This window comes from Chitinophaga sp. 01L420, assembly GCF_056399985.1.
Genome location: NZ_JBFTSK010000069.1, coordinates 14507 through 31517 on the forward strand (window position 1 = coordinate 14507; position 17011 = coordinate 31517).

Genomic DNA, 17011 nt, shown 5'->3' on the forward strand with positions numbered 1-17011 from the left:
ATCATACATTTGATTTCGGTGATAAAAATGAGTTTACACGAATAATTTATTGCCTGTAACCAGTGGTGTTTGCCCATCACTGGTTTTTTTAATGGCCTTGGTTTTTAGCAATGATTCCTTAATTCAAAAGTCAGTTGGTTTAGTGTGTTAAAAAATATGGTGCGCTCGCTATCGTATAACGGTTATTTTCCGGCCCTCGATTTTAAATAATACCTGGTTTTTTTCTAAGATATTTAATACGCGCGACAAAGGCAGGCTGCGCTGTATACCGCCGCCAAAGTGCATTTCACGTGGGGTACCTTCATACACCACTTCTATATCATACCATCGTTCCAGCTGCCGCATGACGGTAGCGATATCTGCCCGGTCGAAGATGAAGAAACCGTTTTTCCAGGCTACTGCTGCTTGTGTATCTGCTTCTGTGACTGTAATATTATTATTAGCCGGAATACGCGCCTGCTGGCCCGGCTGCAATTTTTTCATGATACCGTTTCTGCTTACGTTTACCGCGCCCTGCAGCAGGGTGACTGCCATCACATGTTCGTTGCTATACGCCATGATATTAAACTGTGTACCCAGTACGGCCACTTCTGTTCCGTTTACTTTCACCCGGAATGGCTTTCCGGACAATGGTGCTACGTCAAAATATCCTTCTCCCGTCAGTTCTACTTCCCTGCTGTTGCCGGCAAAAGAAGTCGGAAAATGCAGGGAGCTGGCTGCATTCAGCCATACCTGCGTGCCATCGGGTAAGGTAAGCTGGTATTGACCACCGCGGGGCGTTGTTAAAGTATTATAGGTAATGGCAGTGGTGGCGCCGGCAGCCTTGTAGAGTACTTGTCCATTCTGTGTTTTGATGATACTGGTATTTCCCTGTTTACCCAGGGTGTCGTTTTGGGCTTCATCCAGCGTAATCTTGGAGCCATCTCCCAGCGTAAGAATAGCTTTATTGCCTCCGGGGGGAATATCATTTTTATATCGCTGCGCTACGACAGGTATAGGAGCTACACTGGCTACCGGCTTCAATAGCCAATAGCCGGCGGCAACCAGCATGATGCCGGTAACAGCAGCAGCTACCCACCACCATCGGATGGGTTGTACCCGGTGAAGCGTTTCTACAAAAGGCAGTGTAAGGTCTGTTGCCGTAATGCTTTTCAGCAAAGTAGTGCGGGCAGCAGGATCTGCTTCCCCGTCGGCAGGCGCCTGCCACATCAGGTCTGTCAGCGCTGCCATAAACAGTTCCATATTGTCATCATCCTTCAACAGTTGGTACAGTTCTTCCTGTTCTGCGGCCGTTTCATTACCTGAAAGACGCTGTTGCAATAAATACATTACCCTTTGCTCCTGCATGCTGATAGGGGTACATTTAACAGTATACCCATTCATAAGAATGAGCTGAGGACATAAAGGACCTATCTAAGGGAAAAAATTTTTTACTTGCTGATAAATATTAAATAAACGAGGGGGATGGTATGTCCGTAACGGCGCAGGTGTTCCCGGATAGCTTTTAAAGAAAAGACCAGCGCATTTTTTACAGAATGAGGAGAAAGATCCAGCTCAGTGGCTATTTCAGGGATCTTCATCCCCTGGTTACGACTCATGCGGAAAATACGCCGCCGCTGCGGGGATAATAACAGTACCGCTTCTTCAATCAATATATGCAGTTCTTTGAGGCTCAGTTGCCGTGTGGGGGTGTCCGTTTCATTATCAGCTACCATTACGGTTTCGCGTAAACGATATTCCGTGGCTTCTTTCCGGAGATAAGTATAACATTCGTTGGCAGCTACCTTATACAGCCAGGCTTTAGGCTGTTCAATATCCGGGAGCTTATCTCGGCTAAGCCATACCCGCAGAAAAGTGGCCTGTATCACTTCTTTGGCGTTTTCGGGCGACTTTACCATTCTCTGAATAAATGGCTCTAACGTTTGCAGGGAGGTATTGAATAATACACCAAACGCTTCTTCATCGCCCTCCGAGATGCGTTGAAACAATGCTTTGTCAATATAGATACTATCGTGCATTATAGTTAGCAGGCTACTGGAATAATTATGTATACGGTTGGTGGTATTCCTGCTAAAGTAATAAAATTTGGGCGGATACGTCAATGGCTTACCAGCACCTGTCCAAAAAACGTTTCAGCCAGCTGGCTGACCTGTTGTAATATTTTCACCTGCTCCAGCACATCATTATTACGGATGAAATGCCCCGCTTCCCCGGGCAGCACCGTCAGTTTTGCACCTTTAATGTCTTTGGCATATACGGCGGCGTTGACGTCAGCGGGCGTAACGAGATCAGCGTCGCCCACCACAATGCGTACCGGTACGGTTATTTTACCCAGCGTTTCTGCCGGAAACCCTCTGGCGATGGCCGGAGCCAGTGCAAAAACGGCTTTAATTCTGTCATCTTTAAAATTATCCTCCGCGTGCTCCTTTGAGGCTTTCATCATGGGATCTGTGGTTTGCAGGACTTTCATTTTATTGATATTGGCCTTTAACTCCTCCGGGATAAAGGTATCCTTACTAAGCCCCTGTATACTTAATACCGCGCCGGCTGTCCAGATGGCTACTGCGCCACCCAGTGAAAACCCGGCTACGCCAATACGGCTGCTATCGATGTTTTTGCCCAGGAAGGGATCCGTTTCTATCTGGCTGAGGACTGCGCTGATATCCCGGGGCAGCTCCCATATACAGGATTCGGAAATGGTGGGCGACTGGAAATTTCTTTCTTCTGCCGGTGTACCGCTATGTTCTACTGCTGCCACCACATAACCATGTGCAGCCAGGTAATATCCCAGCCAGGCCATTTGCATGGTGTTGCCATTGGCGCCATGTGATACCATGATCAGCGGATATTTTTTGGGAGAGGTGGTAAAGGCACCATCTTTTACCACTGCTACCGGCGCGGCGAACTGTCCGGGTTTATCAATAACGGCTGTTTGTCCTTCCCCTGCCGATGGATACCAGATCACCGTCCGCATAATACGTGGCCCCGTACCTGCCCAGTTCTGCCGGGTAGGGTCTGCAAAGTCCCGTTTGGTCATTCCTACCTGCTGTGCCTTAACAGTAGTAAAGGCCAGCAACAGGAGCAGCCCCATCACCACGCCTGGTTTGCGCATATAAATCATCTCGTGTATGTGTTAGTTAACCTGAGAAATAGCTTTATCCTTTCCTGGCACGGAGTCGTATGAATGGTCTTTTAGTACTACTGCTAAAATAATTCGCTTCCCTGACTATACTAAATGAATCCTTTTTCAGGCAGACGGTAAAACAGGCGCCATTTTTACGTATATACGACAACGTTATACCCTGCTTATTTCTTTGGCCCACATGATGTTGGGCGGCATCGAAACATAACATTAAACATCTATTACATGTATCAAAAATCTATGTTCCGCATCCTCCATTTTATCCTTATTTTTATTCAGACCACGATCTAAGCAGATTTTTAATTTCAATATCTAACCTCACAAACCATCACTATGATTAACTACCAGATTTCCCAGCTAGCGCTGGCAGATTTCAAACTACTACCACCCGACATTGCTAAAAAGATCATTGCCCGGCTCCAGGCAGAATTTTTTGCAAATGCGATGTGCAAAGCATGGCATTGTGATGGACATACCCGTCATTCCATCAACAAGTAATTCACCGATTTCCAGATCATTTCAAACAGATTATTATGACATCCTTAGCATCCACAGCAAAAATGCTGCGTGGAAGTGAACTGCAGTCCCTATTTGAAGATGGCTCTTATACGGAGCTATTGTTTTCCGGCAAAATCACAATGGAAGCATCGAACGCTTTAGACAGGATAACCCACTTTTACGGGAGGGTTCCTTCCAGGGATGGCGGAAATATTCCAGGGATCACGGAACTCCGGGATATGTTATATCATCTGGCGCAGGATAAACTGCCCTTGAATGGTCTCGCGATCATTGCGCCTCATACCCACTGGCATGGACGGCAACCGGTGATCTATACCTATCATCCAACGCTCAACATCTACAGGATAGGTGAGCAAAAGATCCGGGAAGATGGTTACTACAAACCGGTTACTTTTATTTTCAGTGAATATGGGGCGCTCCCCTATGAATGGGCGGATGAATCTGTACCTATTGATCCGGCTGCATGGGAAGAATGTTTACAACTGATTCAATTATTGAATGCTACGTTGAATGACACTACATTACCGCTGGGCATCGCCATCGATTTTCGTTTCCGTTCCTCTTTATACGGGGAGGCGGAACCGTCCATGGAAAAATCGGAACCCACAGATGATCCCACCTTAACAGGACTGAGTATCATCATGCATCAAACTACCCATTATATCCCTACCGGCGATGAGGTAATGGAGCAGGTGTCCTGGCATGCCTTATCTGACCTCCTGGATCGCTTTAATGAAGAAGAAATAGCCTTACTGAATAAGTTTCGTTCTTTCTTAAATCACCTGAAGACGCCCGAAGAACAGGAAAAAATGATTCGCCAACTGAATGATGAAATTTCATAGCACCTGACATACGTTTTATATCTCGTTTAGAAAATCGGTCATGGACTGCTCTGTAGGCAGGTTTAACTTCTTCCTTAAACGATACCGTTTAATTTCCACACCGCGCACGGAGATCGCCATTAACTGGGCAATTTCCTTGGAGGATAGTTTCAATTGCAGATAGGCGCATAACTTCAGATCAGTATTGGTTAAAGCCGGGAACTTACCTTTCAGGTTCTTTAAGAAATCATTATTGATCGCATCAAAATGAGCGGCAAACTGATCCCAGTTATCATTATTTTTCTCTACATCATTCAATAGCAATAATGCGTTTTTTATTTCCGGGTTATTGCCGTTCTTCTTATATATCCCTCCCAGTATATCTTTCAATTTCGCCAGTGCATCCCCTCTTTCTACCAGGTGCATGGATGCATCGGCCAGCGCATTATTTTTGAAATGTATTTCGTTGGCCAGCTTTTCATTTTGTAGTTTGATGATTTCCTTCTCATTTTTCTCCAGCTCCAGCTGATGAATGTATTTGAGTTGTTGTTGCTCTTCATCAAACCGCCGTTGCTGCATACGCAGGGTTCTGTCCTGCCAGCGGTTAAGCAAATAAAGCAGGGCCACAAAAAGGACCACATAAAACAGGTAAGCCCAAACGGTTTTATACCAGGCCGGTTTCACCACAAAGCTGTAGGTCACAATTTCTGATTCATGACCAAGGTTATCGTGCGCCTTTATTTTGAAGATATATTTTCCATCCGGCAGGTTGGTATAGTCTTTCTCTGATTTTTGCGACCAGGCAGACCAGCGGTTATCATATCCTTCCAGCTGATAACTATATTCAATGGTATTTTGCAGGCCATATGCCGGGGAACTGTATTCGAAATGAAAAGAGTTATAGCTCTTGGGCAGGGAAACAATTTCCTGTTCCTGCTGCAGATAACCCGATGGGGTTCGCTGGTGGAAATAGCCTCCAAAAATGATGCTGTCTGATTTGCCAAAAGCTTTTACCTGCCCCAGTAATACGCTTACCTCCTGCTTATTGGTACTGTATTTTTCAAAGTTCAGGTGGATGGTCCCTTTCTCCGATCCAATGAAAATATTCTCTTTATTAAAAGGATAGATATTTTCGAAGCCCAATAATATTTTGCCATTCAATTCCGGTATCCAGGTAATCGTAAAAGGCTTGTCGCCCGAACGCTGATGGAAATTTATTACGCCTATTGATTTTCCGCTGCAAATCCAGATGTTGCCATCGGCATCTTCATTCATATAGCGTATTTCCATATTGCCCAACACCGGCGCCAGAAATGCCGATGGAATAAACCGGTTGGTAGCCGGATCAAACTCATATACCCCTTTGCCGGTAGCAAAAACTACCCGGTTCTTTATTTTAAATACGTAGTTGCTCAGTGCAGAAGGCAAGCCCGCACTGTCGGTAAATAACTGTGAAGAAATACTTTTACCATCTGCGGACACCTTCAATTTATAAATACCGCGATAGGGATGTGAAGCCCAGATGTTGTTGTCGTTATCTATTTCCAGGAACCGCAGGGATTCATCTACTCCTGCCAGCTTTCCTTTATCATCAAACCTGCTTCCATTGTACTCCAGCATCCTGATACCGGTATAAGTACCTACCAATATATTATTAGCAGGGAAAACTGCCGTAACAGGCTTAAACAACCAGGTACCTGCTGCACCAGACAAGGACACACTGCTATGATCCTGCAGCACCGCACTGCCCACATGTTGCCCCAGCAGGATCTGATTATTCACTTCATCCATCCGCCACACTTCCGCCTTACTGTTTTTTACGCGGGTAAAATCACCTTTCGCGAAGCTGAGGTCACCAGTGGCAACAGGCAAAGGCACATACCAGGCGCCATCAGAAGTAGCGATATATAATTCGTTATTAAAAATGCGGGTGGAGTAGCCAGATAGTTCATTGCTCTTGCTGGGTGCTATATATTTAATGGCCGCATTGTAAGCAATGAAACTGATGCCATTATTTAATCCTGCCCAAAGATTTTTATTCTTATCCAGGAACACGCTGATCACATCATTATTCTGTAATCCTTCAGTGCGGGAAATCTTTTGAACGATCTGACCGTTGAAGTTGAGCACCACGCAACCCTCTGAAGAAGTGCCGGCAACCAGCTCTGTGGCATTGATCCGGGCAGCGCAATTCACATTGCTGCCGGTGAGAAAAGGGGGATACTTTTTTATAATGGAGTCATGACGGAGCAGCAGCATGCCATTCATCTGTGTGTTGATCAGCAAACTATCTGTTCCTATTGCTACAATACCGGAGATCAGCACGTTATCAAATGGCTGCCCGATATTCAGCGGGATCCATTCCTGGTTTTTAAATACGAGTAATCCGCTGCGCTTATCCTGTGCATAGAGTTTATTACCTGCCTGTTTAAGATATTGCCATTCGTTGGGATATACTTTTATGGCATTATTCCGGTACTCGAAAATCCGGTCGGAAGACTGAAAGAATACGGCTTCCTTATAAATCTCTATTCTCCAGATGTCTGCAAATTTATTTTCAGATGCAGGCACCTTGTCCCTCAGCGAAGTATAGGTCAGATTACCATTGGGCCCCGGGGCGAAATAACCGATTTCTCCCTGTCCGCCGGCGTAAACACGGTCAGCACTGTCTATGGCGAGTACACGAACAATGGTCCTGTTAGGCAGCGGGTATGCTTTCCAGTGACTGCCATCATAGGTGAGCATACCTTCGTTGTTAGCAAAGTACATCATCCCCCGGCTATCCTGCTTAATATCCCAGGTTTGGGTGCCTGCCTGGAAATCACTTTTACTGTAATTGATAATCTGAGGCAGGCCGATGGTGTTTTGTCCGGAGGCAGACAGGGAAGCAACAGCAAATAGTAAAAACAGCCACAAACTTTTCATAAAAAATAGGGATTACGTCAGTTGATGTAGTAATGATGTAGTTTAAATTTATTAATAATCAATCATTTACCTAAATCTGATGCAATATAGATGTAGTCAGAAAATAGGTACTCATTTGTGGAAGGCGTAATTTTAGCGTAATCAAAACAGTATAAAAATAGTACTTAGTCAACTGAAATCAGTCAACCATTTTTTCAAGATTAAAATATTACTACGGCTGTTAAACTGGCCAGTTACAGCAACCCAGGATTAAAATTAAACTTATCGCATTTCACGTTCCTGCCAGCAACCAATGTTGGTATAGGGCTCCGTATGAAAATTTGTCAACAAAAAATTCACGTATGAAACGAATCTTACAAAGCATTTTTGTTCCTGTACTGTTATTGCTTACTGCTCCTGCGTGGGCACAAAACAAAACGGTTACCGGTAAAGTCACTGATGAAACAGGCGCTCCGGTACCTGGTGCTTCCGTAGCCGCCAAAATTTCCAGGACAGCCGTTGCTGCCGATGGAAACGGTATCTTTAAAATTTCCGTGACCCCGGAAGAAAAGCAACTGACGATTACCGCTATTGGTTATGCCACACAAACAGCCGCTGTTTCAGGTGATCTCATCACTGTACGCCTGCTGCCATCAGATAAAGAACTGGGTGAAGTAGTGGTAGTAGGATATGGTACCCAGAAAATAACACATATATCCGGCGCTATTTCCACTGTAAAAGGAGCAGACATTGCCGCCCTGCGGCCGGTGAGAGCAGAAGAAGCCTTGCAGGGAAGAGCTTCCGGCGTAACCGTGATACAAAATGGCTCGCCAGGATCCAAGCCTACCGTACTGGTGAGGGGCATCCCTTCCTTTAGCGGTACAGATCCTATTGTAGTAATAGATGGTGTACCTCAAACGGTAGACGACCTCAATGCCCTGAATCCAGCCGATATTGAATCCGTGAATGTATTGAAAGATGCAGCCACTTCCGCTATCTATGGCGTAAAAGGAGGCAATGGGGTGATAGTAGTGACCACTCGTACCGGCAGAAAGGATCAGCGGCCGGAATTGACCATAGGCGCCAATTACGGCGTACAGGAAGTATTGAAAACCATCGGGGTACTAAATGCTACCGAATACGCCGGCATTATCAATGAAGGAAGCACCGCTGCAGGCGGCAACGTCATCTTCCCGGATATTACAAAACTGGGAGCGGGTACCGACTGGCAAAAGGAAATATATCATCGCGCACCATTGCAGAGCTATAACGCCAGTGCCCGGGGTGGCAGCGACCGGATCAACTACTTTGTGTCCGGTTCCTACCTGGGACAAGATGGTATAGTGGGCGGCGGCAGCAAATCCAATTTCAACAGGGCCACCGGTACCGCCAATCTCAGCGCAGACGTGACCTCCAAACTGAAAATAATTATTAACACCAGTTTCACCAATATCAGGAATAAAGGGATCCAAGAAAACTCTTTTAATTCTATTATAGGCAGCGCCCTGAACTTTGACCCTACCGTACCTGTATATAATACAGGAGTGGGAAATGCCGTCAGCAAGTATGGTTACAGCGATCTGCTGCTATCGGAAATATTTAATCCACTCACCAAACTTGAAAACACCTACAATACCTCCAATGGAAACAAGTTGTTTGGTAAAGTAGAAGTGCAATACGACATCCTGAAAAATCTGAAAGTCACCAGTCGCTTCGGTTATACCAACTACGATCAAACAGGCAAAAACTTTACCCCGCTGGTATTCTATGGTCCCAACAATGTGGAAAACACCATGCGGCCGGATGGCTCGGCGATACCTACCATCAATGAAATGGGACTCATTGCCGGTTATACCCATAACAGCGTTAGTGAATTTAAGAACAGTGCCGCCGGCTTTACATCAGAAACATTCGCGAACTATCACTTCAATATAAAAACGGATCATCATTTCGATGCCGTGTTGGGAATTTCCTTTGCCAAAGGGACCAGCAATGGTATGACGGTAACCAGGCAGGACGTACCTTTCAACTCCTGGGAGTTTGCAGATTATAATGCGGCCACCGGGATCAACACTACCGCTATTCCTTACTACCGTGACACGATCATCAATGGCATCCCACAGCAGATACACAATGCAAAGGGGGATATTCCTGCCAATACCAATGGACAAACGGCCAGCAAATATGCCGACTTCAGGAAAAACATCTCCTATTTTGGCCGGATCAACTACGATTACCAGGATAAATACCTCGCTTCTTTCACCATGAGAAGAGATGGTTCCTACGCTTTTGGTATTAATAATAAATTCGCCACTTTCCTCTCCGGTTCATTAGGCTGGATTGCCTCCAGTGAAAATTTCTTCCATTCCAACTTCATCAGTTACCTGAAAATCAGGGGAAGCTATGGTACACTGGGTAACGAAAATACGAGACCTGCATTCCCTAAGGTAGTAGTAGGCGGCCCCAATTATGATGATGGTAACAATAACGGTTATACTTTTGGTGGCACTTTTGTTCCCGGATCTACCATTGGTTCTTACGCCAACCCGGCACTGAACTGGGAAAAACAAGTACAGTCAAATATTGGCTTTGATATCGTTTTCTTCCAAAATAAATTCACGGTTAACGCAGATTATTTCCGGAAAGATGTAAAAGGTTTATTGTTCAAACCTATTGTTTCTGCCTATCTCGGCACAGCGAAAGTACCAGATGCAAATATTGGTTCCACCAGGAGCGCTGGTGTAGATCTGACGATTGGTTATACAGAAAAACTGGGACAGCAGTTTACGCTCCGCAACAACCTGACGTTTACCGCGAGCAAAAATGAAGTAACAGGCACCAACTCAGACAATAGCTTTGTATTGTATGGTGGCAACTACTTCAACGGACAGTCACAAAATGTAACCGCCTTTGAAACAGGAAAAGCACCTGGTTATTACTACGGATTTAAAACAGCCGGTTTATTCCAATCTGCCGAAGAAATCAGCAAAGCACCTTTACAAAACGGTGCAAGACCCGGTGATATCCGGTTTGTGGACATTAACGGAGATGGTGTCATTAACGACAAGGATAAAACAGATATCGGTAACCCTTTCCCAACATTCACGCTGGGATGGAACCTGGGCCTTAACTACAAGAACTTTGATTTCACCGTATTTGCCTATGCGTCTGTAGGAAATGACATCTACAGAGCGTATGAAAGAAACGCCAACTACACAAATAAATTCCGGGATATACTGGACAGGTGGACGGGCCCCGGTACCACCAATGATGCCCGTCACCCCCGTTATTCTTTTACAGATGATAACAATAACGCCCGGGTATCAGACAGGTATGTGGAAGACGGTTCTTATGTAAAACTGAAAAATATTCAGCTGGGATATACCCTCCCCAATCACCTGCTCAACAGGGCCGGCTTTAAACAGGTACATATTTATGCACAGGTAAAAAATGCCTACACCTTTACCCGTTATTCCGGCTTCGATCCTGAAATAGCAGGAGGTATTCTGAATACCGGTGTGGACAGGGGCGCTTATCCACAAGCCAGGACATGGTCGGTAGGCATTGATTTCAAACTGTAGTATTCAACGTAAAAAGACGACAAATGAAAAACATACTGAAAATAGCAAGCATACTACTTTTCACCGTAACAGTTACTTCCTGCAAAAAATGGGTAGACTATAAACCAAGTGATAGTTTTGAGATGACCGATATGGATTACTTGAAAAGCGAAAGCGATTACAGAACCATGGCGGTGAGTACTTATTCGCCCATTCAATGGCTGAATCAGGCCGTACCAATTGGCGATATCGCGGCTGACAACTCAGTAAGCGGTGGAGAAAGTGCCTCTGATGTACTGGGTTTACAACAGATGGATGATTATACGATTACTACCAATAATAGTTATCTGCTGGAGATCTGGTCTGCCGCTTATGAAGGTATTAACCGGGTGAATTACATGACACAGTTTAAAGATAAAAACCCTGGTGGTGTTGCCATTAATTTCCCGGGTAAAGATGCGTTGTATGGAGAAACTTATTTCCTGCGGGCGTACTATTATTTTACCCTGGTAAAGTTTTTTGGAGATGTACCACTGTTTGCTGACCGGAGATTAACACTGGTAGATTCCAGAACATTGCAAAGATCACCTAAGGCGGATGTGTATAAACAAATAGAAACTGATCTTAACAATGCCATAGCGGCGTTGCCTCCTACGCAGCCGCAAGCGGGACGTATTACCAAATATGCGGCGCAAGCCCTGCTGGGGAAGGTATTTCTTTATGAAAACAAGTTTAATGAAGCGGCGGCGATGTTGGAAAATGTGGCTACCGGTCCTTTTACGCTCGTCACTAATTTTGGTGATATTTTTCTGCAGTCAGGTGAAAATGGTCCGGAATCCATTTTCGAAATTCAATACTCCAATACATCGCCCTACTACAACTGGGGCGCCGCTACACGTGGTCAGGGAAACTATTCTGTACAGCAGTGTGGCATACGCGGCATTAACGGCGGCAGCCCTTATGCACCGGGATGGAGTACCAATCTTCCTACGCAAGATCTCGCGAATGCATATGCTGCGGGAGACCAGCGCAAAGCGGTGACCGTGCTGGATATAGAAGCCTATAAAACTTCACACCCGGAATACGGTATCACCTACAATGTGGCGCCATATAAAAACACCGGTTTATACAACCAGAAATACCTGCCCAGAAAAGGAGAAACTTCCGGTCAGATAGAAATTAACTACTTAAATAATTTCCGGACCATCCGCTACGCAGATGTATTGCTGATGGCGGCAGAAGCCAACAACCGTTCTACCACACCCAATGATGCCAAAGCTCAAGCTTATCTGAACAAAGTTCGTCGTCGTGCTTTCAATGATAATCTGCATGATATTACCCTGACCGGCGCACAGCTCACAGATGCTATCTGGAAGGAACGCAGACTTGAACTGGCGATGGAAGGTGACCGCTTTTTCGACCTGGTAAGAACAGGAAAAGCGGCTACCGTGATTGTGGGTTTTAAAAGTGGTAAAAATGAATTATTTCCTATACCGCAAACAGAGGTAGAGGTTTCTAAATTACCACAAAACCCAGGGTATTAATACTTTATTCACTAACGCTGAACACCACGATTATGACAATACATGTAAAACTATTCACCCGGCTTTTATTAGCTGCCCTGGTTGTAATGAGCGGCTGTAAAAAAGATGAATATTCACTCGGAGACACCACGCCACCCGCCAAACCCAATGTAACCATTGCTATTGCYGGACAGGATGCCACCCATCCCAATGGTAACGGCAAAGGCAATATCGCAGTAAGCATTACGGCTGCGGGGGCCATCAATTACCGGGTTGATTTTGGAGATGGAAAAAAGCCGGTGACATCTACCGTCAACCAATTCTCCTATCAATACTCACATACCGGTATTAAAAAATTAACGGTAACGATAACGGCTTTCGGAAAAGCGGGCAGCTCCAGTACTTACTCCCAGGAAATTTCCGTGTACCGGGAGTATGAACCCGATCCCTCTTTTGTGACCATGCTGACCAACAACGGCACTAAAAAATGGAGAGTAGATAAAGATAACCCGGGGCACTTCGGCGTTTCTGATGCTAATACTCTCTGGCCTGCCTGGTGGGCTGCCGGTCCTAATGAAAAAGCTGGTCTCGGTATTTATGATGACGTATATACTTTTACCGCTACCGGTAACGTATTCACCCATGAAACCAATAATGATCTTTTTGGTTCCAAAGAGTACCTGAAAGACTTTGATCCATCTCTCACCGGGGCTGGTGACTATACCTTAACAGGACCTACCGCCGGCGCCTATACGGAAACCTTTGGCTATGACGGTGACAAAGTCACCAAAACAGAATACATCACCTTTTCCAATAAAGGTCATCTGGGTATGTACAAAGGCGTACATAAATACCAGGTGCTGGAAAGAACAGATACACAGATGAGTCTACGTTGCCTGCAGGATCCAGGTGCGTGGTATGTAAAAATCGTAGCAATTCAATAGCGTATGAAATATATCACAGGAATGATGCTGGCATTACTGATCAGTACTGCCAGTTGCGGAAAAAATGAGAAAGGCCAGCCGGCACAAACAGCTCCCACCAACCTGGTGCTGAATGCGGTGGTCAATGCGGACAACAGTGGATCCGTAGCCTTTACTGCCAGCGCAGAAAATGCAGTCAGCTATGATTATGATTTGGGAAATGGGGTGTATAAAACCGTAGCCAATGGCATCATTAATTATACTTATACCGGCAGTGGACAACAAAGCTACACCGTGAAAGTAACCGCTAAAAGTGCCACCGGACTCACAGTTAGTCAATCGACCAACATTACGGTTACCATTTCGCCTGCACTGATCTGGTCGGATGAATTCAATACTGATGGCGCACCCGATCCTACCAAATGGGGATACGACATCGGGATCGGCGACAACGGCTGGGGCAATGCGGAATCACAGTATTATACCAACCGTTCACAGAACGTAAGTGTGGCCAATGGCATCCTGAAAATCACTGCCATTAAGGAGAACTATTCCGGCAGCGCCTATACATCTGCCCGTATGCTGACAAAAGACAAATTTGCTTTCAAATACGGTAAGATAGATGTGAGCGCCAAACTACCGGTGGGCGGCGGTACCTGGCCAGCCATCTGGATGCTGGGCAGTAACATTGCCACTGCAGGCTGGCCGGCTTGTGGCGAAATAGATATTATGGAACATAAAGGCAACGAGCCTAATAAAATATACGGTACGGTGCATCATCCTAACCACGCAGGCGGCAACGCAGATGGCGGCTATGTGATGATACAAAATGAAACTACTGCTTTCCATAAATATACACTAGACTGGTCCCCTACGCTGCTCCGGTTTTATGTAGATGATCAGTTGTTTTATTCTTTTGCCAATTCCGGTAACCTGCCTTTCAACCATGATTTTTTTGTGATCCTGAACTTCGCCATGGGCGGTCATTTCGGTGGCACTATTGATCCGGCGTTTAACAACGCATCTATGGAAGTAGATTATGTAAGGGTATACCGAAATTAATGTAACATGCCACCGGCTTTTACCTTAACCAGGGTTATTCCAGATACCGATGCGGGTATTTGTTTGATCGGGAAGAGGTAAAGGCCGGTGGCTTTTTTTACGCGCTAGTTGATCTGTTGAGAATAGCGTTCTAATTTTTCTTTCTCTGCCTTCGTCAGACTATGTATGCCTTTTTTATGGATCTTATCAAGGATGGCATCCAGTTCCCGCTGCCGGCTGGCCCGATCAAAGCGGTACTTATCGTCTATGTCTGCGAATATGTGATGCTGTTTATAGAAGAAATTATCTACCAGCAACACATGTGGTTTGGTGATAATCATGTACATGAAAAACACTGCCGGTACGGTAATGGCAACAATGGTAGCAAAGTTAGCCCACATTGCCTGTGGTTCCAGCACAAGCGCAATCGTCATACCCATCAATGCGCCCCCTAAGTGAGCATCATGGCCTATGTTATCGTTGCGCGACTTAATACCATAAATGGCATACAGCACATACAATATGCCATAGAGCCAGCCAGCTATAGGAAACAACCCAAAAAAACTTACACTCATCCCCGGATACAAGGCGATAGAGGCAAAGATCACCCCGCAAATAGCCCCGGAAGCCCCTACAGAACTATAGTCGCCATTATTACGATGAATGAATAAGGATAACAAGTCCCCACCGATCAAACTTCCAAAGTAAATGATCAGGAACCCCAGGCTGCCCAGGTCTGCTTCCAGCAACCAGCTAAAGCCCGCCAACGAAATCATATTGAAAAGGAGATGCTTCCAGCTTACATGTAGAAACCCGGAAGTAATCAGGCGCCAGTATTCTTTGAACAACACTATCCTTTCTACCACAAAAGCATACTTGTCAAAAAATACGCGGTTTTTAAATCCTTTGTACGAAAAATAGAAATTTGCAATAATGATTCCCAGGCTGATAAATCCGGTATTATTCATTGAACGGAGGATTTTTTATGGGTCAGTTTTCAAACGCCCCTGCAATATGTAGAATAGTTCAAATATATCAAAATTTAGCGCCTAAAATGTGGTATCCCACAAGATCAAAATAGCAGATAGGAACAGCTGAAAAGGGCTGTCTGCCCTTACTTGCAGGAAATATTTTTCCTTAATATTCCGGGACCGGCTATGCATAAATGATGTTCTGCAATGGCAGATCCGGGGAAGAAAATAGTATAGAAGATGCAACTGTGATGCTGGCCGCTTGTGGTGAAAGCAATGCATCACTATCACTTCAATAATGAAGTGTATTATTCTCCTTACAGAGAAGTATACAGGCATCGTTATGGAAACACCACCGCCTTTACAGCTGCGGTTACTAGCTGCCGGGATATTAAGACGTTGGCAAATAAATTTTAAAAAAAATTAAAATTTATTTGGATGATTGAGAATAATGTTACTACATTTGCAATCCCAAACGGGGGATACAGATCGGCTGAAAGGCCCGCCAGTATTAAGGATAAGTAGTTCAGTTGGTTAGAATGCCGCCCTGTCACGGCGGAGGTCGCGGGTTCGAGTCCCGTCTTGTCCGCAAGAAATTTTAGGAACCCGCGCTAGTCGCGGGTTTTTCTTTTTTAGTCGATTCCCCTTTAAATTTCTCCGATTATTTTATGCTATCTTATTAGGGCAACTATCGAATCAAGTTGAATTCCTGGAGAATATCTTTTTTCAATATTGGCTAAATGCCAATACACTCCCGTTTGCCATTCTCAAATCCCTGCTACACTATCTTTGAATATTATATAATACCCATTATACTCCCTTTAGCTAATCTTCCATCTATCCGGCAAACACGTTCCCCGAATTATGCTATATTTATAGTAATCAAAATAATCTTCCATGGCAAAACAAATGTCTATCATTCCCTTTACGGGAAAAATCGGTCCTCTCATAGGGTATAAGCGCAACGGCAACTACTTCCTGCGCAGCATGCCCGAAAGCGTGCAGCAAACGGCTGCTACCCGCCGCGCATCCCGGCGCTTTGGCATCGCCAGCAGGAAAGGCGCTTTTATCCGGCATGCTTTCTACAGTAACCTGGATATCCATTGTGATGGCGGCCACATCAATCGGCTCAACAAGCTGCTCATTGCTGCCGGCGATCATCACGAGGCCCTGACAGGCTTCCGCTTCAATCAGCATACCGGAGTAGATCGTTTCTTTCCGGTGGCTCCCCGGCTTTTGAGTAACGGAATATTAAATATTCCCGCACAAACCATCGACGGGTATAAAGGTATTGCTGCCCTCGAAGTAAAAGTGATCGCAACACGTATTGATTTTAGATCACGCCAGGTGGCGGGTAGCGAAACGGTTACGCTAATGATAGATACGGATACCACTTTCCAGGAAACAAATGTTTCACTGGATGTACCCGGACAGGGCTCACTGGTAGTAGTTTTCCAGGTAAGAGCAATGTACAAAGATGGCCCATCGGGCAACAAAAAATACATGGCCGCCGATATTATTGCGGTGGCAGCCCCGCAAGCACCCAAATATGCTCATAAACGTACTTACCCAAAGCGGACGAAATTGCTTCCCAAACTTATCTATAC

Annotated in this window: 12 protein-coding genes and 1 tRNA gene; 8 read left to right on the top strand and 5 right to left on the bottom strand. The window is 45.2% G+C overall.

Annotated elements, in window-relative coordinates:
• Window positions 1-168: 168 nt before the first annotated feature.
• The 3 genes from AC1DP6_RS34480 to AC1DP6_RS34490 form a co-directional block, all read right to left on the bottom strand.
• Window positions 169-1347, bottom strand: a complete 1179-nt coding sequence (locus tag AC1DP6_RS34480) for a FecR family protein (protein ID WP_477058947.1) — start codon at window positions 1345-1347, stop codon at window positions 169-171.
• A gap of 83 nt (window positions 1348-1430) precedes the next feature.
• On the bottom strand, window positions 1431-2018 hold the full coding sequence (locus AC1DP6_RS34485) for an RNA polymerase sigma factor (RefSeq protein ID WP_477026953.1): 588 nt from the start codon (window positions 2016-2018) through the stop codon (window positions 1431-1433).
• A gap of 80 nt (window positions 2019-2098) precedes the next feature.
• Window positions 2099-3121: an alpha/beta hydrolase family protein gene (locus tag AC1DP6_RS34490; RefSeq protein WP_477058948.1), complete on the bottom strand. Its 1023-nt coding sequence runs from the start codon at window positions 3119-3121 to the stop codon at window positions 2099-2101.
• A gap of 354 nt (window positions 3122-3475) precedes the next feature.
• On the opposite strand from AC1DP6_RS34490, the gene AC1DP6_RS34495 reads away from it, so the two are divergent.
• Together AC1DP6_RS34495 and AC1DP6_RS34500 are read left to right on the top strand one after the other, a co-directional pair.
• Window positions 3476-3640: a hypothetical protein gene (locus AC1DP6_RS34495; RefSeq protein ID WP_477058949.1), complete on the top strand. Its 165-nt coding sequence runs from the start codon at window positions 3476-3478 to the stop codon at window positions 3638-3640.
• A 35-nt stretch (window positions 3641-3675) separates the two neighbouring features.
• Window positions 3676-4503 (top strand): hypothetical protein, encoded by an 828-nt coding sequence (locus AC1DP6_RS34500; protein ID WP_477058950.1) that lies wholly within the window; start codon window positions 3676-3678, stop codon window positions 4501-4503.
• A 15-nt stretch (window positions 4504-4518) separates the two neighbouring features.
• Here the strand turns inward: AC1DP6_RS34500 and AC1DP6_RS34505 are convergent, their stop codons facing one another.
• Complete coding sequence (locus tag AC1DP6_RS34505; RefSeq protein WP_477058951.1) at window positions 4519-7407, bottom strand: ligand-binding sensor domain-containing protein; 2889 nt, start codon at window positions 7405-7407, stop codon at window positions 4519-4521.
• A gap of 341 nt (window positions 7408-7748) precedes the next feature.
• Between AC1DP6_RS34505 and AC1DP6_RS34510 the strand changes: the two genes are divergently transcribed.
• From AC1DP6_RS34510 to AC1DP6_RS34525, 4 genes are read left to right on the top strand one after another with little or no spacing between them, the layout of a single operon-like run.
• Window positions 7749-10967, top strand: a complete 3219-nt coding sequence (locus AC1DP6_RS34510; RefSeq protein ID WP_477058952.1) for a SusC/RagA family TonB-linked outer membrane protein — start codon at window positions 7749-7751, stop codon at window positions 10965-10967.
• Window positions 10968-10990: 23 nt separating this feature from the next.
• On the top strand, window positions 10991-12490 hold the full coding sequence (locus AC1DP6_RS34515; RefSeq protein WP_477058953.1) for a RagB/SusD family nutrient uptake outer membrane protein: 1500 nt from the start codon (window positions 10991-10993) through the stop codon (window positions 12488-12490).
• A gap of 32 nt (window positions 12491-12522) precedes the next feature.
• Complete coding sequence (locus tag AC1DP6_RS34520; RefSeq protein WP_477058954.1) at window positions 12523-13413, top strand: PKD domain-containing protein; 891 nt, start codon at window positions 12523-12525, stop codon at window positions 13411-13413.
• 3 nt (window positions 13414-13416) lie between these two features.
• A complete protein-coding gene (locus AC1DP6_RS34525; protein ID WP_477058955.1) occupies window positions 13417-14454 on the top strand; it encodes a family 16 glycosylhydrolase in 1038 nt (345 codons plus the stop codon).
• 104 nt (window positions 14455-14558) lie between these two features.
• Here the strand turns inward: AC1DP6_RS34525 and AC1DP6_RS34530 are convergent, their stop codons facing one another.
• On the bottom strand, window positions 14559-15401 hold the full coding sequence (locus AC1DP6_RS34530; protein WP_477058956.1) for a rhomboid family intramembrane serine protease: 843 nt from the start codon (window positions 15399-15401) through the stop codon (window positions 14559-14561).
• A gap of 518 nt (window positions 15402-15919) precedes the next feature.
• Between AC1DP6_RS34530 and AC1DP6_RS34535 the strand changes: the two genes are divergently transcribed.
• Both AC1DP6_RS34535 and AC1DP6_RS34540 read left to right on the top strand, forming a co-directional pair.
• Window positions 15920-15993, top strand: a tRNA-Asp gene (locus AC1DP6_RS34535).
• Between the two features lie 308 nt (window positions 15994-16301).
• A partial coding sequence (locus AC1DP6_RS34540; protein ID WP_477058957.1) for a hypothetical protein occupies window positions 16302-17011 on the top strand: 710 nt, incomplete at its 3' end.

Excerpts from the sequence above, each read along its gene's own strand:
- AC1DP6_RS34480 (WP_477058947.1), bottom strand. The coding sequence starts at position 1,347 with ATGCAGGAGCAAAGGGTAATGTATTTATTGCAACAGCGTCTTTCAGGT.
- AC1DP6_RS34485 (WP_477026953.1), bottom strand. The coding sequence starts at position 2,018 with ATGCACGATAGTATCTATATTGACAAAGCATTGTTTCAACGCATCTCG.
- AC1DP6_RS34490 (WP_477058948.1), bottom strand. The coding sequence starts at position 3,121 with ATGATTTATATGCGCAAACCAGGCGTGGTGATGGGGCTGCTCCTGTTG.
- AC1DP6_RS34495 (WP_477058949.1), top strand. The coding sequence starts at position 3,476 with ATGATTAACTACCAGATTTCCCAGCTAGCGCTGGCAGATTTCAAACTA.
- AC1DP6_RS34500 (WP_477058950.1), top strand. The coding sequence starts at position 3,676 with ATGACATCCTTAGCATCCACAGCAAAAATGCTGCGTGGAAGTGAACTG.
- AC1DP6_RS34505 (WP_477058951.1), bottom strand. The coding sequence starts at position 7,407 with ATGAAAAGTTTGTGGCTGTTTTTACTATTTGCTGTTGCTTCCCTGTCT.
- AC1DP6_RS34510 (WP_477058952.1), top strand. The coding sequence starts at position 7,749 with ATGAAACGAATCTTACAAAGCATTTTTGTTCCTGTACTGTTATTGCTT.
- AC1DP6_RS34515 (WP_477058953.1), top strand. The coding sequence starts at position 10,991 with ATGAAAAACATACTGAAAATAGCAAGCATACTACTTTTCACCGTAACA.
- AC1DP6_RS34525 (WP_477058955.1), top strand. The coding sequence starts at position 13,417 with ATGAAATATATCACAGGAATGATGCTGGCATTACTGATCAGTACTGCC.
- AC1DP6_RS34530 (WP_477058956.1), bottom strand. The coding sequence starts at position 15,401 with ATGAATAATACCGGATTTATCAGCCTGGGAATCATTATTGCAAATTTC.